This is a genomic window from Microvirga sp. RSM25, assembly GCF_044784385.1.
GTDB lineage: Bacteria > Pseudomonadota > Alphaproteobacteria > Rhizobiales > Beijerinckiaceae > Microvirga > Microvirga tunisiensis.
In genome coordinates this window covers 4,650,440-4,675,826 of sequence record NZ_CP173039.1, presented here as the reverse complement: position 1 = coordinate 4,675,826, position 25,387 = coordinate 4,650,440, and the positions used below count along the sequence as shown (strand labels likewise).

21 protein-coding genes and 1 pseudogene are annotated in these 25,387 nt (G+C 65.9%); 9 read left to right on the top strand and 13 right to left on the bottom strand.

Annotated features, from left to right (window positions below):
• Positions 1–82 precede the first annotated feature (82 nt).
• Complete coding sequence (locus tag ACD578_RS22240) at positions 83–940, top strand: GNAT family N-acetyltransferase (RefSeq protein WP_404288576.1); 858 nt, start codon at positions 83–85, stop codon at positions 938–940.
• 193 nt (positions 941–1,133) lie between these two features.
• Here ACD578_RS22240 and ACD578_RS22235 read toward each other — a convergent pair whose 3' ends face one another.
• Positions 1,134–1,688 carry a tetratricopeptide repeat protein gene (locus ACD578_RS22235; RefSeq protein ID WP_404288574.1) on the bottom strand — a complete coding sequence of 185 codons (555 nt, stop codon included), beginning with the start codon at positions 1,686–1,688 and terminating at the stop codon, positions 1,134–1,136.
• Between the two features lie 265 nt (positions 1,689–1,953).
• On the opposite strand from ACD578_RS22235, the gene ACD578_RS22230 reads away from it, so the two are divergent.
• The 5 genes and pseudogenes from ACD578_RS22230 to ACD578_RS22210 all read left to right on the top strand — a co-directional run bounded on the left by ACD578_RS22230 (position 1,954) and on the right by ACD578_RS22210 (position 8,665).
• Entirely contained in the window at positions 1,954–4,500 is a 2,547-nt protein-coding gene (locus ACD578_RS22230; protein ID WP_404288572.1) for an ABC transporter ATP-binding protein, read from the top strand.
• Between the two features lie 94 nt (positions 4,501–4,594).
• The gene (locus tag ACD578_RS22225) at positions 4,595–5,503 is read left to right on the top strand and encodes an MBL fold metallo-hydrolase (RefSeq protein ID WP_404288570.1); all 909 of its coding nucleotides are present in this window, start codon (positions 4,595–4,597) and stop codon (positions 5,501–5,503) included.
• A gap of 13 nt (positions 5,504–5,516) precedes the next feature.
• Positions 5,517–6,524, top strand: a complete 1,008-nt coding sequence (locus ACD578_RS22220) for an NAD-dependent epimerase/dehydratase family protein (protein ID WP_404288568.1) — start codon at positions 5,517–5,519, stop codon at positions 6,522–6,524.
• Positions 6,525–6,729: 205 nt separating this feature from the next.
• Positions 6,730–7,727, top strand: a pseudogene (locus ACD578_RS22215) (glycosyl transferase).
• Positions 7,724–8,665 carry an NAD-dependent epimerase/dehydratase family protein gene (locus ACD578_RS22210; RefSeq protein WP_404288566.1) on the top strand — a complete coding sequence of 314 codons (942 nt, stop codon included), beginning with the start codon at positions 7,724–7,726 and terminating at the stop codon, positions 8,663–8,665. Before ACD578_RS22215 ends, ACD578_RS22210 begins: the two are co-directional and overlap by 4 nt.
• On the opposite strand, the gene ACD578_RS22205 is transcribed toward ACD578_RS22210, so the two are convergent.
• From ACD578_RS22205 to ACD578_RS22195, 3 genes are all read right to left on the bottom strand, one after another.
• On the bottom strand, positions 8,598–10,562 hold the full coding sequence (locus ACD578_RS22205) for an SDR family NAD(P)-dependent oxidoreductase (RefSeq protein WP_404288564.1): 1,965 nt from the start codon (positions 10,560–10,562) through the stop codon (positions 8,598–8,600). The two genes, ACD578_RS22210 and ACD578_RS22205, sit on opposite strands and share 68 nt — an antisense overlap.
• 90 nt (positions 10,563–10,652) lie before the next feature.
• The gene (locus ACD578_RS22200; RefSeq protein ID WP_404288562.1) at positions 10,653–11,438 is read right to left on the bottom strand and encodes an ABC transporter ATP-binding protein; all 786 of its coding nucleotides are present in this window, start codon (positions 11,436–11,438) and stop codon (positions 10,653–10,655) included.
• Entirely contained in the window at positions 11,435–12,439 is a 1,005-nt protein-coding gene (locus ACD578_RS22195) for a FecCD family ABC transporter permease (RefSeq protein ID WP_404288560.1), read from the bottom strand. Before ACD578_RS22195 ends, ACD578_RS22200 begins: the two co-directional genes overlap by 4 nt.
• 1,113 nt (positions 12,440–13,552) lie before the next feature.
• On the opposite strand from ACD578_RS22195, the gene ACD578_RS22190 reads away from it, so the two are divergent.
• From ACD578_RS22190 to ACD578_RS22180, 3 genes are all read left to right on the top strand, one after another.
• Positions 13,553–14,707, top strand: a complete 1,155-nt coding sequence (locus ACD578_RS22190) for an aminotransferase (RefSeq protein ID WP_404288558.1) — start codon at positions 13,553–13,555, stop codon at positions 14,705–14,707.
• A gap of 99 nt (positions 14,708–14,806) precedes the next feature.
• A complete protein-coding gene (locus ACD578_RS22185) occupies positions 14,807–15,892 on the top strand; it encodes a polyamine ABC transporter substrate-binding protein (RefSeq protein WP_404288556.1) in 1,086 nt (361 codons plus the stop codon).
• A gap of 204 nt (positions 15,893–16,096) precedes the next feature.
• Complete coding sequence (locus tag ACD578_RS22180) at positions 16,097–16,819, top strand: SIMPL domain-containing protein (protein ID WP_162003062.1); 723 nt, start codon at positions 16,097–16,099, stop codon at positions 16,817–16,819.
• Positions 16,820–16,843: 24 nt separating this feature from the next.
• Here ACD578_RS22180 and ACD578_RS22175 read toward each other — a convergent pair whose 3' ends face one another.
• The 9 genes from ACD578_RS22175 to ACD578_RS22135 form a co-directional block, all read right to left on the bottom strand.
• On the bottom strand, positions 16,844–18,832 hold the full coding sequence (locus tag ACD578_RS22175) for a methyl-accepting chemotaxis protein (RefSeq protein ID WP_404288554.1): 1,989 nt from the start codon (positions 18,830–18,832) through the stop codon (positions 16,844–16,846).
• A 98-nt stretch (positions 18,833–18,930) separates the two neighbouring features.
• Positions 18,931–19,389 carry a PTS IIA-like nitrogen regulatory protein PtsN gene (ptsN, locus tag ACD578_RS22170; RefSeq protein ID WP_404288552.1) on the bottom strand — a complete coding sequence of 153 codons (459 nt, stop codon included), beginning with the start codon at positions 19,387–19,389 and terminating at the stop codon, positions 18,931–18,933.
• An 83-nt stretch (positions 19,390–19,472) separates the two neighbouring features.
• Positions 19,473–20,051, bottom strand: coding sequence for a ribosome hibernation-promoting factor, HPF/YfiA family (hpf, locus tag ACD578_RS22165; protein ID WP_152713156.1), 579 nt, complete (start codon positions 20,049–20,051; stop codon positions 19,473–19,475).
• A 117-nt stretch (positions 20,052–20,168) separates the two neighbouring features.
• A complete protein-coding gene (rpoN, locus tag ACD578_RS22160) occupies positions 20,169–21,593 on the bottom strand; it encodes an RNA polymerase factor sigma-54 (protein WP_404288550.1) in 1,425 nt (474 codons plus the stop codon).
• An 89-nt stretch (positions 21,594–21,682) separates the two neighbouring features.
• Positions 21,683–22,546 carry an LPS export ABC transporter ATP-binding protein gene (gene lptB, locus ACD578_RS22155; protein WP_404288548.1) on the bottom strand — a complete coding sequence of 288 codons (864 nt, stop codon included), beginning with the start codon at positions 22,544–22,546 and terminating at the stop codon, positions 21,683–21,685.
• Between the two features lie 33 nt (positions 22,547–22,579).
• Positions 22,580–23,221: an LptA/OstA family protein gene (locus tag ACD578_RS22150; protein WP_152713153.1), complete on the bottom strand. Its 642-nt coding sequence runs from the start codon at positions 23,219–23,221 to the stop codon at positions 22,580–22,582.
• The gene (gene lptC, locus ACD578_RS22145; protein ID WP_404288546.1) at positions 23,218–23,946 is read right to left on the bottom strand and encodes an LPS export ABC transporter periplasmic protein LptC; all 729 of its coding nucleotides are present in this window, start codon (positions 23,944–23,946) and stop codon (positions 23,218–23,220) included. Before lptC ends, ACD578_RS22150 begins: the two co-directional genes overlap by 4 nt.
• Positions 23,947–24,090: 144 nt before the next feature.
• The gene (locus ACD578_RS22140; protein ID WP_404288544.1) at positions 24,091–24,705 is read right to left on the bottom strand and encodes a ribonuclease D; all 615 of its coding nucleotides are present in this window, start codon (positions 24,703–24,705) and stop codon (positions 24,091–24,093) included.
• 115 nt (positions 24,706–24,820) lie between these two features.
• Entirely contained in the window at positions 24,821–25,288 is a 468-nt protein-coding gene (locus tag ACD578_RS22135; protein WP_404288542.1) for a hypothetical protein, read from the bottom strand.
• Positions 25,289–25,387 lie beyond the last annotated feature (99 nt).

Here is a 25,387-nt window from a genome sequence, read left to right as displayed (position 1 = left end):
GCGATGTGTCTCAACGTGCATTCTATTCTCGGATCGATTCATGCAGCGGGCTCTCTCACGGGAGCAACCGACGAGGCCGGACATGACCCTCGAAAACCCGGACGATCTGACGATCCGCGTCATGACCCGTCACGACCTGGACCGGGCGATCGACTGGGCTGCGGCCGAGGGCTGGAACCCCGGACTCAACGATGCCACGTGTTTCCAGGCGGCCGATCCGGCAGGCTTCCTGATGGGCTGTCTCGGCGACGAGCCCGTCGCGTCCATCTCGGTGGTCCGCTACGCCGGAACCTTCGGCTTTCTCGGCCTCTACGTCGTCCGGCCGGACCGGCGCGGACGCGGTTTGGGCCATCGCCTGTGGCGGGCCGGCATGGATTCTCTCGGCGATCGCACGGTTGGTCTCGACGGCGTCGTGGCCCAGCAGGAGAATTATCGGAAATCCGGCTTCGCCCTGGCGCACCGCAACGTGCGCTTCGGCGGCACCCCGCAGGTCGCAGCGCCCCGGGACGAGGGCCTGAAGCGAGTAAACCCTGAGATCGTGGACGCCGTTCTCGCCTACGACCGGCCGTTCTTTCCCGCGCCGCGCGAGGCCTTTCTGCGCTGCTGGCTCAAGCCCGAGGCGCGCGATGCCTTCGCGTTCGTGGAGGATGGGATCATCAAGGGCTACGGAGTCATCCGGGCCTGCCGGAGCGGCTCCAAGATCGGGCCGCTCTTCGCCGATGGCGAGCGCGAGGCCGATCTCCTGTTCCGGGCGCTCGCATCAGGGGCGAACGGCGATGCGGTCTTCCTGGATCTGCCGGAGCCGAACCAGGCCGCCGTCCGGCTTGCCGCGCGCTATGGCCTGTCGCCCGCGTTCGAGACGGCACGGATGTATCGCGGCCGGGAACCGGACCTGCCGCTCTCGCGAACCTACGGGATTTCGACCTTCGAGTTGGGGTGAAGGATTTTTCGATCTTACAGGCCGGAACGATAACCCTCTACGTCATGGCCGGGCTTGTCCCGGCCATCTCGAACCGAAGAGCGCAGCGTTTCAGATCATCGGGATCACCGGCACAAGGCCGGTGATCACGTGGCGAGCGGCCATCGAGCACCGCTGTTCGTCGTTGCGCGGCCGATCAGCTCCGCACGAGGCGCTAATGCAGCATCAGATGATGTGGCGACAGGTTCTCCAGCATGTCGCGCAGATCGTCCATGTGCGGGTTGATGGACAGGGCGATCTGAAACGCCGCGCGGGCCTCGTTGAGATGTCCGTTGCGCAGGCAGATATTGCCGAACCCGGCAATGGCACCGAAATGGCGCGGCTCGAGCCGCAGGGTCTGGGCGATGTCGAGCAGGCTGTCCGCGTCGCGGTTCTCGATGGACGCGAGCGTCGCCCGCTTGTTCCAGGCCTCCGCCCAGCCGGGGTACTTGGCGACCAGATGATCGAGCAGGGGCCGGGCGGTCTTGAGCGATCCCGAGCCCATGGCCTCCACGGCCGCCATCATGGTCTCCTCGGCGAGGCGGTCTTCGTGGGATCCCCACAGTGCCCAGATCTGATCCTCGATGTCCTCGACCGGACGGGCCGGTTCCGACAGAGCCAGTTCCTTGAAGAGCCTCGTCAGACGGCGCGGCAGATCCGGACTCGGCGTGCGGGTCGGAACCTCGAGGACGAGCTGGAAAACCGGGTCGAGCGGCAGGGGAGACGTCATGGACAGGCTCACCGATCCTCCGTGAAAGGCAGCAAGGGGGATGACATAGAGTTGAGGCGCGGCGCGGCGAGGGGCAACCGGCGCATCGTGCGGAAAAGTGTGGATCCGGTTTTCCGCGAAGAACGATGCGCCGCTTGAGGATATGGAGCCTCGGATCGCCCTGTTTTGTGCCGGAGCGCATTTTTTAACGGCCAAGCTGATCCCACTCGTCAAAAAATGCTCTAGGCTCTATCAAAGTCACCGAACCTGTTCGTTGGAGTTGTCCTTGGGAGTTGTCGTGGAGCGCGACCCGCTGCGCCTGGCGTGGAAAACATCTCCTTTTCGCCATTTCGTCGGATTCAGCCTTCTGGCCCTGGCAGGCCTTCTGATCCTCGTCGGCTTCGATCTGGTGCGCGTCGTCGTCGACCGCGCAACCGGGGGAGCGGGCGGCTGGAATGCGCCGGCCTCCTTCCTGCGGATCGCCATCTCCCCGCCGGCCGGTCTCTGGCCCGAACCCATCGTCCTGTTTCCGGGCGTCCTGCTGGGCCCTGAGGCTTTTGCACTGGCCTCGATTGTCGGCATCCTGCTCATTCCCGTGCTCCTTGGCCTGATCCTGATCGGATTCGAATGGCTCGTGGTCGGCATCGGTTTGAGGATGCTCACGAAAACTCAGTCTGCGGCCCTCGACGTCATCCTGAAGGTTCCCTCCGCCTCCCATGACGAGATTGCCGTGGTGACGGCGCTCGCCGCCCGGGGCCTGGCCCGCGAGAGCGGCGTGCTGGGCTCCAGCCTTCTCATGCCGGTGAAGCTGGGCGGGATGATCGGGCTCGCCTGCGCCTATGTCTTCGTCATGGACTGGCATCTCGGCGCCGCCCTGGCACTGGTCCTGGCGCTGGGCGCCATCGTGAGCGCCCGCCGCTCCCTGCTGCGGTTCGACGCCACCGCCGCCCGACACCGGGAAGGCGACGAGGCCGAGGGCGTGTTCGCGGAGCTGGAGCACCGCATCCCGGCCCTGCGCGCGCACGGCACCGCTCCCTACGAGCGGAACCGGGTGCGTGAGGCGCTGGTGCTGAGTCATCGCCCGGTGATGAAGTGGGAATACCGCCTGGCCCTGGCCGAGGCGGCCACTGCGGCCGTGCTCATGATCGCCCCCCTGTCGGTGCTGGCCCTGGGCGCCTGGTTCTCGCAGACCCGTCCCGTGACGGCGGGAACGGTCGCGGCCTGCGTGCTCGCGGCGGCGCTTGCCGCCTATGGCACCCGGGAGGTGGTCCAGTGGCACCGGCTCACCTTGAGGGCGCGGGCGCTGCTCATCGATCTCGGCAGAGGATTGGGTCCCTTGAAGCTGCGCGCGGCGCTGAAAGGAAAGGCTGCCCTGCCCGAGAGCGGCGCCCTCGTGGCGCAGGGCGTCTCGGCCTACGACCCGGCGAGCGGCGCGCGGGTCTCCTCGGTCAACCTCACCCTCGCCTTCCCGTCCCATGTGGCCCTGGTCGGCGACGGGGATGCCGGCCCGCGGCTTCTCGCGGCGCTCATGAGCGGTCAGATCCCGCCGTCGCTGGGCCGCCTCACCTATGGCGGCATCGATCTCTCCGCCGCCGATCCGGTGGAACGCAGCCGGCGCATCGCCTTTTCCGGCAACACGGTCCTGATCGAAGGCAGCCTGAGAGACAATCTGCTCTACGGCGCCTCCGCGCCGGAGAGCGAACTCGACCACCGTCTCTCCGAGGCCATCGCGGTCGCGGGTCTCGACCGTCTGACCCATGCCCGCGGCCTGTCGGGAACCATCGATCCGGCACGGGAGCCGAAGTTCGCCGCCGCCATCGTGGAAGCGCGCCGCGCCGTGCAGGCGGCGCTGGCGGCCGAGCAGCTCGACCGCTTCGTCGATCCCTTCAGCGCCATGCGCTACAACCGCTATGCGACCATCGGCGAGAACCTGCTGTTCGGGAAGCCCATCGGCGACTCGTTCCAGGAGGATCGCCTGTCGAGCCATCCCTTCGTCCGGGCGATCCTGGAAGCCAACGAGCTGACCAAGCCGCTCGCCCGGATGGGGCTTTCGATCGCCACGAGCATGATCGAGATCTTCTCCGACATCCCGGATGGATCCCCACTTTTCGAGCGCTTCTCGTTTTTCTCTGCGGCGGATCGGCCCTACTTCCAGGATCTCGTCGACCGGAAGAACGAGCAGCGGCGCAGCGACCAGACCTCGCGGGACCGGGGGCGCCTGATCGGCCTCGCTTTGCGCTACAACGAGAGCCGGCATCGCCTGGGATTGCTCGAAGCCGGCTTGGAGGAACAGATCCTCGTCGCCCGCGCCGATTTCGCCCGCATGCTGCCGGTGAGCCTGAAGTCCTCGATCGAGTTCTACGACGAAGAGCGCTTCTGCGCGGCGGCCAGCATCCAGGACAACCTGCTCTTCGGGCGCATCGCCGCCGATCAGGCGGGCGCTCTCGAGTCGGTGCAGGAGGTGACGCGCCGTGTCCTGACGCAAAGGGGCCTCGACGGCGAGGTCTCGCGCATCGGGCTCGACACGCCCATCGATCCGCATGGCGACGATCTCACCCTGAGCGAGGTCGCCGCCGTCGACCTGGTGCGCGGCCTCGTGCGCCGGTCGAGCATCCTGGTGGTGCAGCGAGCGCTCGACGGGCTGCCCGGCCCCGCCGCCGACAAGCTCGTCGTCAATCTGCGCCGCGCCCTCGTCGGACGCGGGCTGATCCTCGTGACGCCGTCGATCTCACCGGCCATGGATCAACCGCCCTTCGACGCTGTTATCCATTTCGAGCGGGGCGAGCCGGTGATGGATCGCCGCACCAGAACCCTGGAGGCGCTGAGTGCGTGATATATTTACCTTGACCTGCCGTCCCGCTCGGGGGCAGCTTATTGATGTGCGCTAGCGCACATAAGCAGGGTTTTCGATTGGCCATGATCCTGAAATGATAAGGCGTGTTGCATCCTCTGACGCGTTGCAGGTCCGGTTCTGGGGCATACGCGGCTCCACCTGCGCATCCGGTCCTCAGTTCGTCGAGTTCGGCTCGCACACCCCCTGCATCGAGGTCCGCTGCGGCGAGCGCCTGTTCATCCTCGATGCGGGCACCGGCCTGTCCGCCTTCGGCAGCGAACTCGGCCCTGCCGCCCCCGAGAAGATCGACATTCTCCTGAGCCATCTTCATCTCGACCACATCAGCGGCCTTCCCTTCTTCAAACCCGCTCTTCTCGCCAAGGAGCGGGTGATCCGCACCTATTGCGGCCATCTGGAGGGGGAAAGCGCCATGGAGCCCCTGAGCCGCCTCTTCTCACCGCCGCTCTTCCCCGTGCGCCTCGGCCAGCTCCCCGCCCGTTTCGAGCATCACGGCTTCAGGGCGGGCGAGCCGCTCATCCTCGACGATGGGACGCGGATCGAGACCCATCTTCTGAACCATCCCGGCGGGGCCACAGGCTTTCGCATCAGCCATCGGGGGCGCAGCATCTGCTACGTCAGCGACGTGGAGCACAGCGACCCCTGGCCCGACCCCGGCCTCGCCGATTTCGTGCGCGACACCGACCTGATGATCTTCGACGGGATGTTCTCCGACGCCGAATATTCCTATTGCCGCGGCTGGGGCCATTCCACGTGGCAGAAAGGTGTCGAGCTCGCGCAAAGCGCCGGCGTGAAGGCGCTGGCGATCTTCCATCTCTATCCCGGCCATGACGACGCCTTCCTGAAAGCCGCGGAGGCCGAGATGCAGGCCGTCATGCCCACTGCCTTCATGGCTCGCGAGCGCCAGGCGCTCGCCTTCGAGCCGGTGGAAGAAGAGATGGTTGCGGATCGGGCCAAGGCCGCTAAGGTTCCCGCCACCTTATAAGGCGGGTCCTTTCATGACAGCTCCCATCCTGGTTACCGGCGCGGCAGGCTTCATCGGCTATCACGTGGTGCAGCGGCTTCTGGCCGACGGCCATCAGGTGGTCGGCGTCGACAGCTTCACGCCCTATTACGACGTGAGCCTGAAGGAGGCCCGTTTCGGGAACCTGACCCCGCACAACACCTTTCTGGGCGAGCGCCTGGATCTTTCCGACGCGCAGGCGACCCGCGACCTGTTTCAGCACCACCGTTTCGAGAAGGTGATCCACCTCGCGGCCCAGCCGGGGGTGCGCTTCGTCGATCCGCAGCCCTATGCCGCCTCGAACCTGATGGGCTTCATGAACATGCTGGAGGCCTGCCGGCACGGAGAGGTCCGGCACCTCGTCTATGCCTCGTCGAGTTCGGTCTACGGGGCCAACCGCAAGCTGCCCTTCTCCGAGCACGATATCGCCGATCACCCGATCAGCCTCTATGCCGCCACCAAGAAGGCGAACGAGATGATGGCGCATTCCTATGCCTCCCTGTTCGGGCTGCCCGCGACGGGCCTGCGCTTCTTCACCGTCTACGGCCCCTGGGGACGCCCCGACATGGCGGTCTACAAGTTCACCCATGCCATCGCGGAGGGGCGCGAGATCCAGGTCGCCAATGCGGGACAGGTCTGGCGCGACTTCACTTACGTGGACGACATCGTGGAGGGCATCGTGCGGCTGGTCGAGCGGGTGCCCGTGCCCGATCCTGCCTGGAACGCGGACTTGCCCGACCCGGCCATCAGCCCGGCGCCGCACCGGGTCTACAACATCGGCAACGACTCACCCGAAGAAGTGAACGACCTCATCGCCCTGATCGAAAATGCGCTCGGCAAGAAGGCGAAACGCGTGAACGTTCCGCTGCCGCCCGGCGACGTGCTGGAGACCCGCGCCGACGTGACCGACCTGCGCCGGGACGTGGGCTTTGCGCCGTCCACCACTCTCGAAGAGGGTGTGAAACGCTTCGTCGCATGGTATCGCGGCTATCATGGCGCCTAGCGCATCGTGCGGGACCCGAAGTCCGCGTCACGAAGTCCGCATCAGCGGAAAGTGGGCCCGGTTCTCCGCGCCCACCGATACGCCACACAGCAAATGACATCGGATGGATCCCAAAAGCGGTTTCCACTTTCGGGTCCGATACTCTAAGCCGAACCCCGGCGACGGCCCCGCCTGTCGTCATGCGTCCGCCCCGTAAAGTCCGCTCATGCTCCTTCTTGCCCTGCCAGCCTCGGCTCTCCTCTCGGCTTTCCTGATCGTCGTGTTGAAGCCGCTGCTCGTGCGCTATGCGCTGGCACGCCCCAATGCGCGCTCCAGCCACCGGGTTCCAACCCCCAGGGGGGCGGCATCGCCGTCATCGGAGCAAGCCTCCTGGTGACAGGCATCGCCCTGCTCATCCACGGCTGGCCCGGAGGCATCTTTGCCATTGTGGCCGCCGCCGCCGTGGCGCTCGCGCTGGTCGGCGCGGTCGACGACATCCGGCCGCTGCCGGCGGGTCCGCGCCTCCTGCTCCAGGCCTTGGCGGTGGGAGCGGTGGTCTGGGTCAGCGAGGCCCGTGTCCTGCCGGACGCGATCCCCTTGAGCCTCGAGCGCGCGGTTCTCATCGTCGGCGGCGTATGGTTCGTGAACCTCGTCAACTTCATGGACGGCATCGACTGGATCACAGTGGCCGAGATGGTGCCCGTGACCGCCGCCGTCGCCATGCTGGCGATGATGGCCGGCGCGCCGATGCCGGTGGTCGGCCTGGCCCTTGCCCTCTGCGGCGCGCTTCTCGGCTTTGCCCCCTTCAACAGGCCCGTCGCCCGGCTCTTTTTGGGCGATGTCGGCTCGCTGCCCATCGGGCTTCTCGTCGGCTGGATGCTGCTGCAGCTCGCGGGCACGGGGGCGCTCGCCGCGGCGATCCTGCTGCCGCTTTATTACCTGATGGATGCCACGATCACCCTGCTGCGCCGCCTCGCCCGCGGCGAGAAGGTGTGGGAGGCGCATCGCAGCCACTTCTACCAGAAGGCCACCGACAACGGCTTTTCCGTCCTTGGGGTCGACGCGCATGTGTTCGGACTCAACCTTGTCCTGGCCGGCCTCGCCGCTATGACCCTTGTCTGGCCCTCGGGCGCGGTGCAAATCGCGACGCTCGTCGCAGGCGCCGTTCTCGTCGGCCTGGTTCTCAGGCGCTTTTCTCAGCCCAGACTGGAGGTTTCCCGATGAACGCACCCCTGATTGCCCTGACCGGCGCCACGGGTTTCATCGGACAGCACCTTCTGAACGAGCTGCCGAAGCGCGGCTATCGGGTCCGGGTGCTGCTGCGCCGCCCGTCCGAGGTGCCGGTCGGCGCTTCGAGCGCGGTGATCGGCGACATCGCGTCCCCTCACAACATGGCGGCGGCCCTGCGCGACGTGGACATGGTGATCCACTCGGCGGGTCTCGCCCATGCCATGTCGGGACGGCCGGAGGACGATTATCGGACCATCAACACGGAGGCGACCGTCAGGCTCGCGCAGGCGGCCGAGCGGGCGGGCGTGAAGCGCTTCGTGTTCCTGTCCTCGATCCGCGCCCAGACCGGTCCGACAGCCGAGGGCGTGCTGACCGAAGCTGAGGCACCGCAGCCCACCGATCCTTACGGCCGCTCGAAGCTCGAAGCCGAGCGGGGCCTCGGCGAACTCAAGCTCGACTGGGCGGCGCTTCGTCCCGTCCTCGTCTACGGGCCCGGCGTGAAGGGCAACATGGCGGCGCTCCTGGCCCTGGCGCAGTCGCCCTGGCCCTTGCCGCTCGGCGGCCTGAGCGCCAAGCGCTCGCTGCTCTGTCTCGACAATCTGGCGGCCGCCGTGGACACGGTGCTGAAGGCGCCCGGCCCCTTGCGGCGTCCCTTCATCGTGGCCGATCCGGAGCCCGTTACGATTCCCGAAATGGTCACGGCGCTGCGCAGCGGTCTCGGGCGCGGACCGGGGCTGATCCCGGTGCCGTCCTTCGTCCTGAAGGGAGCCGCCGCCCTCGTCGGCCGGGGCGAGGCCTATGAGCGATTGGCGGGCTCGCTGGTCGCGAGTCCCGAAGCATTGAGGAATCTGGGCTGGCGGCCGGTCAGTTCGACGCGAGACGCGCTTGCGGAACTGGCGCGACAGACTGAGGCGCAGGCTTCCGGCGCTTGAACTCCGGAATCGCATCCTCGAACACCTGCTCCGCCAGGGCACGGTCGCCGCTCGCGATGGCGCGGGCGAGGACCTGCAGCCACTGATCGACCCGGTCCCGGTCGGCGAAGATGGGCTTGGCCGCCATGACACCGTCGATGCCGATTTCCGTGCGCGGCTCCTCGCGGGCGAAAAGGATCTCGTGCAGCCGCTCGCCGGGGCGCGTGCCGGTGACGGCGATCTCGATGTCCTCGCCGGGCTCGTAGCCGGCAAGCCGGATCATGCGCTCGGCGAGCTCATAGATGCGCACCGGCTGGCCCATCTTCAGGACGTAGACCGAGGCGCGCTCGTCGCCGTTGGTGCGCTCCGTCACGGCGCGGCTCTCCTCCGCATGGGAAGCGGAGGTGAGCACGAGATCCGCCGCCTCGCGGGTGGTCATGAAGTAGCGCACCATGTCGGGATGGGTGACGGTGATCGGCCCGCCGCGGGCGATCTGCGCCTTGAACTTCGGCACCACGGAGCCGACCGAGCCCAGCACGTTGCCGAAGCGCACGGCGATGATGCGGGTGGCGCCGTTGCGGCCCATGAACTCGGCATCGAGGGCCTGCCCGTACATCTCGGCGAATCGCTTGGTGGCGCCGAGCATGGAGACCGGATCGATGGCCTTGTCCGTGGAGATCATCACGATGGTGTCGGCACCGGCTTCCACCGCCGAATCGGATACGTTCACCGAGCCGAAGACGTTGGTCTTGATCCCTTCCGTCCAGTTCTTCTCGAGATAGGGAACGTGCTTGAGGGCCGCCGCGTGGAAGACCACCTCGGGCCTGAACTCGGTCATCACCTCGCGCACCCGCTCCCGATCGCGCACGTCGGCGATGACGCCGTCCACGTTGGTGTCGCTCGACAGAAGTGTCGGGTTTTCCAGGATGTGGTGCAGGGACGGCTCGGAGCTTTCGAGGATCAGGAGATCGCTGGCGCCAAAGGCAACGACGCGGGTGCAGATCTCCGATCCGATGGAACCGCCGCCGCCGGTGACCAGCACGCGCTTGCCGCGGATGAAGTTTTCGAGCCGTTTCCGGTCGATCTGCACCGTGGGACGCAGGAGCAGATCCTCGATCTCCAGCGGCGCGAGCTCGGCATCGCGCATGCCCTCTCCGAGACTCGTGACCCGCACCAGCGGCAGGCCGAGACGGCGGGCGCGGGCGAGCAGCATGTCCGGGTGCGCTTCCGGCAGCAGGGCGCTCGGCGTCGCCAGCAGGCGGCGGATCGGCGTGCCGCGCTCGTGGAAATCCTGAATGACCTGGTCGAGATCGCCGAAGGTGCCCAGCACCGGGACGCCACGCATGGATTGCCCGAGGTCGTCGGTGCGCCAGGACAGGATGCCCTTGGGCTGCGTCTTCTTGACCGTGCCGGCCTCGATGGCCCGCAGGATCACCTCGATGTCGCTGCCGCGCCCGAGCAGCAGGGTCGGGGTGCTGGCATCGCGCTCGAGGGTATGGCGTGAGCGGGCATATTTCATATAGCGGAAGGCCAGCCGCGGGCCGCCCAGCAGGAACATCTGGATCAGCCAGTAGAGGGCGATCGTGATCTTGCCGAAGAAGAAGGTGCCCCGGAACTGCGGCGAGACGAGAACGTAGTCGACCACCAGCAGGGCGACAGCCAGAATGGTCGCGGCCCGGAAGATGTTGAAGAGATCCGGCAGGGACGCAAAGCGCCATTTGGACCGGTAGAGCTGGGACAACCAGTAGACCACGCCGGCAAAGGCGATGAAGGGCGGCAGAAAGACCGGCAGATGAGCAAGGCGCTCGTTCAGGAGCGAGCCTTCGAAGCGTACGTAAAAGGTCGCGAGGACGGCCACACCCGTCATCACGAGATCGTGCACGATGATAAGCGCTTTCTTGAGACCCTGTCGCTTCATAGCCCTGCCATACCCCAGTCTCGGGGTATCGGCTGGGCTCACCTCTTTGTCAATGTAAGACCGTCACAGGCGGCATGCGCGCAAATGCCGTTATCCGGCGCCTGGTAAAGGGCTTTCCGCCACCACCAGGAGGCTGCCCGCCTGCCTCAGAACCCGAGCCCGGATGCCGAAGATCGCGGCGAGCCGTGCCTCGGTCAGAACCGTCTCCGGTGGACCGAAAGCTTCGATTTTCCCCTGGTGCAGCAGCACGATGATATCGGCGAAGCGGGCAGCCAGCGTCAGGTCGTGCATGATGGCGACCACCGTTGCGCCGGCCTGGGCGCGCTGTTTCAGGACATCGAGCACGACGAGCTGATGGCGCGGATCGAGGGCCGCGACGGGCTCGTCGACCAGCAGCACTGGCGCCTGCGTCGCGAGAGCGCGGGCCAGAAGCACCCGGCCGCGCTCGCCGCCGGAAAGGGCCGTGGCAGGCCTTTGCGCGAAGCCCTGCAGCCCGACCGATTGGAGCGCAGTCGCGACCGCCTTCCGGCCGGCCTCCGACAGGCTGTCCGGCTTTTCTCCATGGGGCAGGCGGCCGAGCGCGACGACGCTCGCCACCGGCAGGGGCCAGGCCACGCCGCCGCCCTGGGGCAGGTAGGCGATGGAGCGCGCCCGCTCGGAGGCGCGCATCCTGGCGAGGGCAGCACCGTCCAGGATGACTTCGCCCCGTGCAGGCTCTGTCAGCCCGGCCAGGCTTCGCAGCAGGGTCGTCTTGCCGGCGCCGTTGGGGCCGACGATGACCGTGAGGCGGCCCGGCTCCAGGGACAGGTCGATCCGGTCGAGAGCCCGGCGGGCACCGAGATCCACCGACAGGGAGCGGGCTTCGAGACGCATCATGCGGGCGTCTCCACGAGCTCCGCCTTGCGCCGGGCGATCACCCAGAGGAAGAACGGGACGCCGAGCAGGGCGGTCAGCACGCCGATCCTGACCTCCGCGCCGGAGGGAATGAGGCGCACGGCGCAGTCCGCGGCGAGCAGAAGGGCTGCACCAGTGAGGCCCGCCGGAACGAGGGTGCGGGCCGGATCGTAGCCCACGAAGGGGCGCACCAGATGGGGCACCACGAGGCCGACGAAGCCGATGGAGCCGGCCACGGCCACCGAGGCTCCCGTCCCGATGGCGGCGCCTGCGACGATCAGACCCCGCAGGAGCGGCACGTTGATCCCGAGGCTTTGCGCCGTGTCCTCGCCGAGCGCCAGCGCCCGCAGGCCCGGCGCCGCCGACAGGATCAGCCCCGAGGCCAGGAGAATGAAGGGCGCTGCGAGCAGCACATGGACGATGGACCGGTCCTCGAACGAGCCGAGGAGCCAGAACACGATCTCCGTGACGGCAAAGGGATTGGGCGAGAGGCTGACGGCCAGCGACGTGCCCGCCCCTGCCAGAGAGCCGACGGCAAGCCCCGCGAGAACAAGCACCACGATGGTGGCCCCCCGTCCCGCGACCGCCACGACCAGGGCGATGGACAGGAGAGCCCCCGCAATCGCCGCGAAGGGCAGGGCCCAGGACAGGGTGCCGATCAGCCCGGAATAGATCACGAGCACGGCCCCGAAGGCCGCCGCCTGCGGCGCGCCGAACACCGCCGTATCGGCGAGCGGATTGCGCAACAGGCCCTGCAGTCCTGCGCCCGAGAGACCGAAGATCCAGCCGATCAGCAGGGCGAGCGCCGTCCGTGGCAGGCGGATCTCGCGCACCACGATGCTGACCGCCCCCTGATCCGACACGAGCGCCTTCAGCGCCAAGGGCGCCGTGATCGGCGCCGGGCCGATGACCAGGGAGGTGAGGCTCAAGGCCCCGATGAGGACGATCAGGCCGGGGATGAGGGGCGACCGGGCGAGGGACATGCAAGGGACCGGTTGGCGGCTTCGTTGCGTCCTCCGGATAGAGCACGAAATGCCCGGATGACAAACATGCCTCATGGCGCCGTCCCGGGGCTGAGGAGCAGAATTCAGATCCTGTGACGAGTGTGGTGCATTCTTCCTCTCCCGTGTGGAGAGGGAGACCGGCACAGGCGGCATCTTCAGGCGAACGGGACACGGGCAGGCTGTCGCAGGTGGGGGGCGGATCCCCGTCCCCTCCGCCCCCTCCGGGCAGGACCCGATCCTTCATCACACTCTCCTTTGTCCTGCTCCCCGTCATGGCTGTCCCCGGACTCGATCCGGGGATCCGTCCCGGCCATCCCGCGTTCAGACTCACCGCCCTCATCCTGAAGAGCCGCTGCAAGCTGCGTCTCGAAGGAGGAGTTCAGTGCTCTGTGGACACGCCTTCGAGACGCAGCCTCACGGCTGCTCCTCAGGATGAGGGCGAGCGAGACGAACGGGATCACGGCCCTGGACACCCTCTCCCGTCATTGCCGGGCCTGTCTCGGCCATCGCAATGCTGTGAGGCTTGGTCGCTTCATCCAATCGGGATCGCTGCCCTACTAGACACGCTCCCCCGTCATGGCCGGGCTTGTCCCGGCCATCCCGATCCGGTGAGGCGCAGTGCTTTACGGATCGGGATCACCGGCACGAGCCCGGTGATGACGTGGAGGGTTTAACCAGGTCTGCGGACTATGTTCTCACTTTGTTCTTGACACTCTGTTTCATCTGGGCTAGACCCTTGTTCATCCTGGCCCGACGGGGGCGCTCGCGAGGCGTCGCAAGAGTGGGGCGGGGAGCGGTCCTGCAGCAGGCCTCGCACGCCGGTTGGCGGGAGGCCCTTGGCAGCCCTGGGCTGGACCAAGTGTAAACGCCTAACAGTCCCGCGTGCGAGGCGCCGTCCGGCTCTTCCCATTCCACCATAGCCATCGAGCCGGGCTGCCCAGCGCACCACCCTCGATCACCCCACGGCTCAGGGCTCTCAAGCCCTGGGCCTACGGGTGCTGGCTTTTTTGAAAGGATTGCCGGTTCGATCTTCGCCCGCTCCATGATACGAAGCACGTCAACGCCACGAACATCCATCCATGAGAGAGCGGCATGAACCGACTGTTCGCCAACCTTCCCACCACCGTGTTCGAAGTCATGTCGAGCCTTGCCCGGGAGACCGGCGCGATCAATCTCGGCCAGGGCTTCCCGGACGATCCCGGTCCCGAGGACGTGCGGCGGGCGGCAGCGGATGCGGTGCTCAACGGCTACAACCAGTATCCTTCGATGATGGGCATTCCGGAGCTGCGCTCCGCCATCGCGGCCCATTACAAGCATTGGCAGGGCGTCGATCTCGATGCGAACACCGAGGTGATGGTGACGTCGGGCGCCACGGAAGCGCTCGCGGGCGCGATCCTCGGCATCATCGAGCCGGGCGACGAGGTGGTGCTGTTCGAGCCCATGTACGATGCCTATCTGCCCCTCGTGCGGCTCGCCGGCGGCGTGCCGAAATTCGTCACCTTGCAGCCGCCCCATTTCCGCCTGACGGAGGAGGCGCTCGCCAACGCCTTCTCGCCCAAGACCAAGGCGGTGGTGTTCAACAATCCGCTCAACCCGACCGCGACCGTGTTCTCGAACGAGGATTTGAATCTGCTCGCCGCGTTCTGCCGCAAGTTCGACGCCATCGCGATCTCGGACGAGGTCTGGGAGCACGTGGTCTTCGACGGCCGCAAGCACCAGCCGGTGCTGGGGCTCGAAGGCATGCGCGAGCGCTCGGTGAAGATCGGCTCGGCCGGCAAGATCTTCAGCCTCACGGGCTGGAAGGTCGGGTTCGTGTGCGCCGCACCCCACATCATGAAGGTGCTGGCGAAATCGCACCAGTTCCTCGCCTTCACGACGGCGCCGAACCTGCAAGCCGCGGTGGCCTACGGCTTGGCCAAGGACGACGCCTATTTCGAGGGCATGCGGAAAAACTTCGCCCGGAGCCGCGACCGCTTCACCGATGGATTGCGGACGCTAGGCTTCGACGTGATCCCGAGCCAGGGCACCTACTTCCTCAACATCGACATCGCGCCCTTGGGCGAAACCGACGACGTCGCCTTCTGCCGCCGCCTCGTGATGGAGCACGGTGTCGCGGCGATCCCGGTCTCGGCCTTCTATGCGGAGGGCGCGGTGAAGAACGTGGTGCGCTTCTGCTTTGCCAAGAAGGATTCCACCCTCGACGCCGGGCTGGAGCGGTTGGCGAAGGCGATCAGAAAGGCAGCCTGAGTCCCGGCTCCCCTGCCGCCAATTCGGACATTGTTTCTTTGCCCGGAATTTCCTAGCCTTCCCCCGTTGCCACTCTCAATCCCAGGAGTCCCACCCCTGATGATCCGTCTTCTCGCTTCGGTTGCTCTGACCTTAAGCCTCGTCACCGCCGCCACCGCCCAGGAGCGCGTGGTCAACGTCTATAACTGGTCCGACTATGTGGATCCGAAGGCGCTGGACGAGTTCACGAAGCAGACCGGCATCAAGGTGGTCTACGACACCTACGACAACAACGAGATCGTCGAGACCAAGCTTCTGGCCGGCAAGTCCGGCTACGACATCGTCGTGCCCTCGGGACCCTTCGTGCAGCGCCTGATCGGCGCCAAGGTGTTCCAGAAGCTCGACAAGACCAAGCTTCCGAACCTCGCCAACCAATGGCCGGAGGTGACGCAGCGTCTGGCCGTGTTCGATCCGGGCAACCAATATGCCGTCAACTACATGTGGGGCACCACCGGCATCGGCATCAACGTGAAGAAGGTGAAGGAGATTCTCGGCGACGTGCCGCTCAACACCTGGGACTTGGTGATGAAGCCGGAGATCTCCTCCAGGCTGAAGGCCTGCGGCATCTATATGCTCGACAGCCCGGAGGATCTCTTCCCGGGCGTCATGGCTTATCTCGGCCTCAACCCGGATTCGAAGCGCATCGAGGATCTGAACAAGGCGGGCGATGCCCTGTTCCGCATCCGGGGCAACATCCAGAAGTTCCACTCGTCCGAGTACATCAACGCTCTGGCCAACGGCGACATCTGCGTGGCGGTGGGCTATTCGGGCGACATGATCCAGGCCAAGAACCGCGCCGAGGAAGCCAAGAACGGCGTCGAGGTCGGCTATGTCATTCCGCGCGAAGGTGCGTTGATGTGGTTCGACAGCTTCGCGATCCCGGCGGATGCCAAGAACGCGGCCGAGGCGCATGAATTCATCAACTTCATGCTGCGTCCCGAGATTGCCGCCAAGAACACCAACTTCGTGTCCTATGCCTCCGGCAACCTCGCCGCCAAGCAGCACGTCGACAAGGCGATCCTCGACAATCCCGGCATCTACCCGGACGAGGCCACCATGAAGCGCCTGTTCACCAACACGGCCTATGACGAGCGTTCGCAGCGCATCGTCACCCGGCTCTGGACCAAGGTGAAGACCGGCCGTTAATCCGCCGCTCAGGTTCGCCCGGGCATTGTCCCGTGACCCTTGAAGCTTCGCCTTGGTGCATCGTGCGGAAAAGTGGATCCGGTTTTCCGCGAAGAACGATCGCTAGCGTAGAATGAGTATCGACTGGCTCCCAAAAGTGGTGTCCGCTTTTGGGAGCCAGTCGATGCTTCGGCGAAGCTTTTTCGTTTGAAGAAGGACGTTCCCATGCGCCTTGCCGTTGCCGCCGCTCTTGCAGCCTTGTGTCTCGCGTCCCCGGCGCTCGCCCAGGCTCCCACGCCGCGCCAGCCGACGATCAGCGTGATGGGGTCGGGCGAGGCGGAGCTGAAGCCGGACTTCGCCCGCATCCATGTCACCGTGGCGACGCAAGCCGAGACCGTCGCGCAGGCGACCGCCGCCAACAACACGGCCACGGAGCGGGTTCTCGCCCGCATCCAGGGCCTCGGGATCAAGCGGGAGGACATCCGGACCGCGAATTTCCAGGTCTTCCAGACGCCCCAGCAAGTCGGCCCGGACGGCAAGGAAATGAAGACCCCGAAATTCTCGGCCAATCATCAATTGCGGATCACCACCCGCGACCTCGACGGCGTCGGGCGCCTGGCAGGCGAGATCCTGGCCAGCGGTGACATGACCTTCCAGTCGGTCACCTTCGGCCTCGACAAACAGGAAGAGGGCGGCGACAAGGCCCGCGAGGCGGCCGTGCGCGATGCCCGTCGTCAGGCGGAGATTTATGCCTCTGCCGCCGGCGTCTCCCTAGGCCGCCTTCTGGAGATCCGGGACGGCTCGGCCCAGCCCTTCGAGCCGCAGCCGGACATGCGCATGTCCATGGCGATGGCCAAGGGCGCCGAGTCGGTTCCGATCGTGCCGCCGGCCACGATCCGATACACGGCCAACGTTCAGCTCGTCTGGGAGATGGCCGGTAAGCCCTGAGGCATCCCGGCCGATGTCACGTTTTCAGGCAGCCCTGACGCTCTGAAGGAACTGGCCGATCTCGGCACCGAGGCGCTGGGCCTGCCGCTCCAGGGCGACCGAGAGATCCGCCACGTTCCGGGCAGCGTCGAGCGACTCGGAGGCGACGCCCTGCGTCGTCTCGATGGCGGAGGTGCCGGCCTGCGCTTCCGTGGACACCTGAGCCACGGAGCGGGCGATCTCCGACACCGCCGCCGTCTGCTGGCCGACGGTTCCGGCCACCGTGGAGACGACCCCCGCCAGATCCTCGACGGAGGCCTGCACGGTGCCGAGCGCCACCAGCGTCTCGCGCGAGGCCGCCTGCACGGCCTCGATCTGCCGAGCGATCTCCTCGGTCGCCTTGGCGGTCTGGCCAGCGAGGTCCTTCACCTCGCTGGCCACCACGGCAAAGCCCTTGCCGGCCTCGCCGGCCCGCGCGGCCTCGATGGTGGCGTTCAGCGCAAGCAGATTGGTCTGCGCCGCGATGGAGCGGATGAGGTTTGCCACCTCGCCGATCTGCGAGGTCGCCGTCGAGAGCGTCGACATGCTGCCGGAAGCGCCCCGGGCTTCCGCCACCGCGCGCTCGGAGGCCTGCGCCGAGGCATTGGTCTGGGCGGCGACTTCGGCGAGGGAGGCGTCGAGTTCCTCCGCGGCGCTCGCCACCGCCGACATGTTGTGCGCCGTGCGGGTCGAAGCCGCTCCCGCGATCTGCGCCTGCCGGGTGACGTGATTGGCCGATCCCTCCAGCTGCCCGGAGGCCTTGGCGAGATCGCCCGTGACCTGCCGAACCTCCGAAAGAATCTGCTCGACCGAGGTGTCGAAGGCCATGATCGCGTCGGAAATCGCTTGGGCTCGCTCGGCATCGACGGCCGCCATGCCCTCGCGCTCCTGCGTCAGCCGCTCGCGCTCGCGGGCGTTGTCGCGGAAGACCAGGACCGTACGGGCCATCGCGCCGATCTCGTCGGTGGTGCCGGTGAAGGGGATCTCGCTCGCCGCATCGCCGTCGGCAAGCCGCCGCATGGCTTGCTGGAGGCGGGTCAGCGGCAGGGAGATCGACCGTCCGACGATGAAATTGAGGATCAGGCCGAACAGCAGCGTGGCGCCCATCGCCCACAGGATCAGGGCGAAGGTGCGATGCTGGGAAGCGGTGAGCTGCTCTTCCGTCTTGTGCGCCTCGGCGCGCACCTTGGCCAAGAGCTGGTCGAGAACGGGCACAAGCAGATCGAACTGCCCCATCAGCTTCTCGCCCTGGCCGGAGACCTGCTGTTCCAGCTCGCCCCAGGCATGGAAGGATTCCTGGAACGAAACGCTTGCAGATTCGATCGCCGCCTTGTCCTTCGGGTCACCCGGGAGCTGGGCCAAAGCGCGCGTGAACCGACCCTGCTCGACCTCGAAGGCACCCAGAATGCTTTCCTCGAGCAGAATGCGGGCGCGGGCCTCCTGATTGAACATGCCGAGCATGGCCGCCCAGAGGCGCCAGGTGATGGCCTCGCCGCTGCCCGTCAGAGGGCGCACGAGCTTTTCAAGGTTCGACTCCGCCTTGAGGAGACGTCCCTGCGCGCCTTCATCGGGCTTGCTGCCGACGGCGGCATAGAGTTTGTCGAGAGCATTGCCTTGACCGATCAGGGCCGCCGAGTGCTGCTTCAGGGCCGTGACCTCGGGTTCGATCAGGCCGGCACCGGTGGATGTGCTCATTTCATCGAGCTGGGCGGCAAGAGCCTTGTGCTGATCGATGAAGGCCTGGCCATGATGGCTCAGGCGGCTTGCCGTCCATTCTCCGGCCGTGACCTTCAGGGCATCGGCCCGCCCCCGGAACTGATTGGCTTTCTCAGCCAGGGCGGAATAGGTCTGCTGCGCCGACAGCGCCTGTTCGACCTCATTGCGGCCTGTCTGAAAGACCGCACCGATGACCGCAAAGCCGAGCACCATGACACCACTCAACGTGGCGACGCGCACCCGGACCGACGGCCGCCTCACACGAGCAAGAGACGACATTCCCCCGAATCCCCCTTTAGGACTTTGCGGCAAGATTGGGGCGGACGTGTTAAAGAGAGATTTACGTTAGGTTAGAAATCCGCGTGCACCCGTGCGACTTAAGCGGCCTTCGGCAGCTCGGTCATGATGGCATAGAGCGCAGTGGCATCCCGGGTGGCGCGCACCCGCTCGATCAGTCCCGGCTCGCGCAGGACGCGAGCGACCCGCGCCAGGGCCTTCAGATGATCGGCCCCGGCCCCTTCGGGGGCGAGAAGCAGGAAGAGCACGTCGACCGACTGACCGTCGAGGGCCTCGAAATCGACCGGTTTGTCGAGCCTTGCCATCAGGCCGAAGATGCGGGTCAGACCCGGCAGCTTGCCGTGGGGAATGGCAATGCCCTCGCCGATCCCGGTCGAGCCGAGGCGTTCGCGCTGCAGGAGAGCCTCATAGATGGCGCCGTCGGGGAGACCCGTGATCCGGGCCGCCTGGGAGGCCAGTTCCTGAAGGGCCTGCTTTTTGCCGTTGACGCGCAGGGCGGGCAAAACGGCCCGAGGGTCTAGAAAATCCAGCAAAGGCATCGATCACGCCGCATTTTGATGTGAAGCCTGGAAGGCCTCTCACCGTTCCACGCAAGAACCGGGCCAAGAAGAGGTAGCCCCCATCAAGGCTGTGCGAGCGGCGGATCGACCCAACCGATCGCCCCGTCGCCGCGGCGGTATACGACGTTCATGCGGCCGGTGCTAGCATGGATGAACACGAGAGCGGCCGCTCCGGTGAGATCGAGCTGCATCACAGCGTCGCTGACGGAAAGCTTGTGGAGGGGCTTCGTGGTCTCGGCGATCACCATGGGATGATAGGCCTCCTCCTCGACCGCCTCGTCGCTGGGGGCCTCCAGGACGGAATAAGCCATTTCGAGGCTGTTGCCCGCGCGGCCGCTGACCGGACCGGAACGGCCCTTGAGACGTTGCTTGTAGCGGCGCAGGCGGTTCTCGATCCGGCCCGCCGTCTGATCGAAGCTGGCATAGGCGTCCTGAGCGGCCCCGGAGGCCTCCAGGGTCATACCCGAGGTCAGGTGAAGCACGCAGTCGGTTCGATAACCTGTACCATCGCGGGTGACGGTCACATGGCCCGAGTAGCCCCCGTCGAAATACTTCGAGAGCGCACCGGCCACCCGATCCTGGACCTGAGACCTAAGGGCCTCGCCTATATCGAGATTCTTCCCCGACACCCTCAATGTCATCGTGTCCTCCTCCTCTTGCGCCGTCGCTTCGCTGCGATCCTTCAGGGTGACGCTTGGAGCCGATGATGATCCGAATGGAGGCCAATGCAAGCCTTGAAATGGCGTGGATCGGACAGGTCAGGCCTTCAGCTTGTGCCTCCGGCGCCGGTCCGCTGAGGAGGGGATGCGCAGGGCCTCCCGATATTTCGCGATCGTGCGCCGGGCGACCTGGATCCCGTCTGATTTCAATTTCTGGGCAATTGCCTCATCCGAGAGCACATCGGCTGGACTCTCGGCCTCGATCAGCTGCCTGATTCGGTGACGAACGGCTTTGGCCGAATGCTCGCCCTCTCCGGTGGCAGCGCTGAGGAAGAACTTCATCGGGTGGGTGCCGCGCTCGGTTCCGATCGCCTTGTTCGCGGCCACGCGGGAGATGGTGGATTCGTGCATGCCGATCGCCTCCGCCACGCTCCTGAGCGTCATCGGACGGAAGGCGGCGATCCCTTCCTTGAAAAACTCCTCCTGCTGGCGGACGATCTCGGCGGCGACCTTCAGAATCGTCTTGGCGCGCTGGTCCAGGCTGCGGGTCAGCCAGCTTGCAGTCTGCAGGCAGTCGGAGAGGAAGCTCTTGTCCTCATCCTTGCGCACCACCTTCGCGACCTCGGCATAATAGGTCCGGTTGAGCAGGATGCGGGGAAGAGTTTCCGGATTGAGCTCGACCGTGAGGCTGCCGTCGGAGGCGCTCCGCACCAGCACGTCGGGCACGAGCACGTCGATGGCAGCAGGCGTGAAGGCGAGGCCAGGCTTGGGTTCGAGGCGGCGGATCTCGGCCAGCATGTCGGCGAGATCCTCCTGGTCGACGCCGCAGACCTTTCGCAAGCCTGCGAAATCCTGCCGGGCGACGAGATGGAGATGGGCGAGCAGGGTCTGCATCGTCGGATCGAGCCGGTCGCGCTCGCGCAGCTGAAGGCCTAAGCATTCGGCGAGGTCACGTGCACCGACGCCGGACGGCTCGAAACTCTGGATCAGCCGCAGGGCGGCCTCGGCCTCCTCGGATGCAATCCGAAGCCGGGCCGAGAACTCCGCCAGATCCTCGGTGAGATATCCGGCCTCGTTGAGATTGTGGATCAGGTGCTCGCCGATCGCACGAAGCCTCGGATCGGCGGTGGCGAGATCGAGCTGCGCCTCCAGATGTTCGCTCAGGCTCGTCGCCTGGGCGAGCACGTCCCCCATCTCTGGCTTGAGCTCGCTGTGGCCCGCGCTTGCGGTTTGTCCCGATGATGCCGGTGCGGCATCTGCGCGCGACGGAGGCGGGCCGGGAACGATCCTCGGTCCTGCGGCTTCCGCCTTCTGCTTGGCGCGCAGGAAATCGGCGAGGCTCGGCACGGGCGCATCGACAGGGGTCTCGCCCTCCTGCAGGAGGGGATTGCGCTCGAGCTCCGCTTCCACATAGGCCGCGAGCTCCGCATGGGAGAGCTGCAGCAGCTTGATGGATTGAACGAGCTGGGGAGTCATGGTCAGAGACTGGCCCTGGCGCAGCTCCAGTCGTTGCATCGCTCCCATGAAAGCACCCGAAGACGTTCAGGCATGCTTCTTGCCTGCCTAAACGGTTTTACTGCGTGCACTCCCCTTAGGTCAAAAGGGGAATGGTCCTAAAGGCGGAAGTCCTCGCCCAGATACAGGCGGCGCACCTCTTCGTTCGACACGATGGCATCGGGCGCGCCCTCGGTCAGAACGCGACCGGAATGGATGATGTAGGCGCGGTCGATGAGACCGAGCGTCTCGCGAACGTTGTGGTCGGTGATGAGCACGCCGATGCCGCGCCGGGTCAGGTGCCGCACGAGGTTCTGGATGTCGCCCACCGCGATGGGATCGATGCCGGCGAAGGGCTCGTCGAGGAGCATGAAGGTCGGCTCGCCCGCGAGCGCCCGGGCGATTTCGCAGCGGCGCCGCTCGCCGCCCGAGAGCGCAATGGACGGCGATTTGCGCAGGCGCGTGATGTTGAATTCTTCGAGCAGCGCATCGAGCTTGCGCTCGCGCTCCTTGCGGCTCGGCTCAACGATCTCGAGAACGGCGCGGATATTGTCTTCCACGTTGAGGCCGCGGAAGATCGAGGCTTCCTGCGGGAGATAGCCGATGCCGAGACGGGCGCGGCGATACATGGGCAGGCTCGTCACGTCGTGCCCGTCCAGGCTGATGACGCCGCGATCGGCGCCGACGAGTCCCGTGATCATGTAAAAGATGGTGGTCTTGCCCGCGCCGTTGGGTCCGAGCAGGCCGACGGCCTCGCCCGCACGCACGTTCAGGCCTGCGTCCTGCACCACGGTGCGGCCGCGATAGCTCTTCTGCAGGCCCTTGACCGCCAGGATTCCGGGACCGCCGAACACGGCTTCGCTCTCGGCGCGATGAAAGACATGCGGGCTCGACCCGGCTGGATGGGGTTCCAGGAGGCTCACGTCGGAGGGACCGGTTTGAGAACGGTTGAAAAGAGGTTTCACAGGCTCATCGTCGATCATGAAAAAGGGAAAAGCGGGAGACGGCCTCCCGCTTTAGTTCGTGGCCGGCCTTTGCTGAGGCTTCGGCTTGGCGGCGCCTGCGGCAGGAGTTCCACCGGCTCCGGTCGGGGCAGGCCCGCCATTGCCGGGCACGAACAGCGCCCTCACGCGTCCGCCGGGCGTCGTTTCGATATTCGCCACGCCGGTATTGATGTCGTAGAGCACCCGCTCACCCTTGGTGACGTTCGGTCCGTCGCTCAGGGTCGCGTTGCCGGTCAGCATGATCTTGTTGGAGCCGCGGTCGAAGGTCGCGTTCTCGCCGGTGGCGACCTGGGTCCGCGACACGATGGTGACCGGGCCCTTGCAATCGATCTTCTTGATGGCGCTGTCGTCGGCCGTCTGCGCAGCCGGGGCCGCCTGTCCGCCGTTCGGGTCCCGCTGCTCGTAGAACACGGTCATGACCGTGCATTTCATGGTGCTCTCGCCCTGAACCGCCACCACGTCGCCGGTGAAGACCGCGCGGCCTTCCTTGTCGAAGACGTCGAGCTTGTTGGCATCGATCTTGATCGGCTCCTTGCTGGAGCCGAAATTGCCGAAGCCGACGGCGCGCTCCTTGCTGGCCTGGGCCCAGGCAACCTGCATCGGAACCGGGGAGAGAAGCGCGATGGCCAGGGCGGCGCGTGTGAGACTCATCATGGACGGATACTTGTCTGTTGGGGTGCAGGAGCCTTGGAAGGAGCCGTGGAGCCCGTGCCGGCAGCTTCCGAGGAGGATGGGGTGGAACCGGACGAGGGCTGAATGACCGTACGGACACGGCCCTTGAAGCTCATGACCTTGCCGTTGTCGGCGACATCGAGCCCCTCCGCCTCGATGGTGCCGTTGCCGAAGGAGACGGTGACGGGATCGTTGGAGACCACCGAACCGGCCTTGAACCTCACGAAGGCCGTACGGAGCTTGACCTCATGGCCGGCATCCGTGGTGACCACGATGTTCTGGCGCAGCCTCAACTGCTCCTTCTTGGTGTCGAGGACACCGGAATCGGCCTGAAGCCTCGCAACCCCGCCACGCTCATCGGTCACGATACGCGCCTTGAGATCCTTGAGCTGCACGAGGTCGGGCTTGCGCACATCCTGCGTGGCGGCGCTGGCGGTCACCTCGTAGGGTCGGTTGTCGTTCTTGAAGCCGTTCAGCTTCGGGCTTTCCATGGTGACATTGGTGCCGCTCACCCCAATGGAGCTGAAGCTCAGGTTCTCGATCTGCTGGAACGGATTGTAATAGGCCATGGTCCCTACACCGGCCATGCCCAGCAGGGAGCCGAGGGGGATGGCGATCTTGGCGAAGCGGACCCAGCGGGAATGGCGACGAGCCTTGTTGAAGGCGCGCGACCGTACGGCCGACCTCGAGGTCGGGCCATCACGCATCGTGGTGCCCTGAATTCCCGCCACTTTCGTCCAACCCCTTCGGTCTGATCCACGGCCGCTTGACCATCGGCACGGCGCCATGCCGGAGGGACATGGCGATGTTATGACGGATATGGGTTTTATGCGGGAAAGTTTAAGCGCGCGTCAAGAATGGGCGAAAATATCCGTATCCGGCCAGCCGAGAAGGTCGAGCTGGGCGCGAGTCGGCAGGAAGCTGAAGCATTGATGGGCAATGCCGAGCCTGTTCTCCCGTTCCAGGAGACGATCGAGCTTGACCTTCAGGGCATGGAGATGCAGCACGTCGGAAGCGGCGTAATCGAGCTGGGCCGTCGTCAGGGTCTCGGCGCCCCAGTCGGAGGATTGCTGCTGTTTCGACAGTTCCACCCCGAGCTGCTCGCGCGCCAGCTCCTTCAGCCCATGCCGATCGGTATAGGTGCGCACGAGCCGCGACGCGACCTTGGTGCAGTAGATCGGACGCGGCATGATTCCGAAGGTGTGAAAGATGACCGCAAGATCGAAACGGGCATAATGGAAGATCTTGAGCACGCTCTCGTCGGAGAGCACGCGGATCAGGTTCTCCGGCAGAGGCCCGTCCTTGAGGATCTGCACCACGTCCGCCGTGCCGTCCCCGGTCGAGATCTGCACCACGCACAGCCGATCCCGATGCGGATTGAGACCGAGCGTCTCGGTGTCGACGGCGATCGCAGAGCCGGGCTTGTAGCTGGCGGGCAGGTCACCGCGATGGAAGCGTACTGTCATGGTACATCCAAAAATGCTTGTAAAATGCCTCTAACCCGTCTCGGCGGCGGCTTCAACGGATGAGAAAAGCCCCGCTATGGACGGGGCTTTCCCGATTCTGGCCGTTCAGAGGGGTTCAATAGCAGGTCCGGATCCGGCGCACGACCACCCGGCCATAGGGATTGACAACCCGGCGACGCTCGAAGACGCATCTCGGAGGAGCGTAATAGGCTGGCCTGTAGTAACCTGGACTGTAATACGGATTGGCCGCCGCGCTCGCGATGGCTCCCAGAGCAAGGCCGCCGATCACGCCGGCCGCAACGGCGCCGCCGTAATTAGGACGCCGGTAATAGCCGTACGGATAGCCATAACCGTAAGACCGGCGAGGCCCGTAGCCGTAGTAGCGGCGAGGCCCGTAATAGGCGGAACGAGCGCCGCCGTAGTAGCGCGGGGCATAATAGCGTTGTCTCAACCCGTGTGGAGCGTAGCCATCGCCCTGATAGCGCCCCCAGCGAGGCTGGGCTTCGGCCGGAACAGGTTGAACGGCCACGGCACCGACAAGGACAAGGCCCGCAGCCATCCAAGTTTTGAACGAAACGCCCATGGCGCCCTCCAAAGAGCGGAACTTCTATGACAACGGAATGCCAAGCCTCGATGTTCCGCTTTTGTCTTCGGCGTTACGCCCAAGAGCCGATGCCGGGAT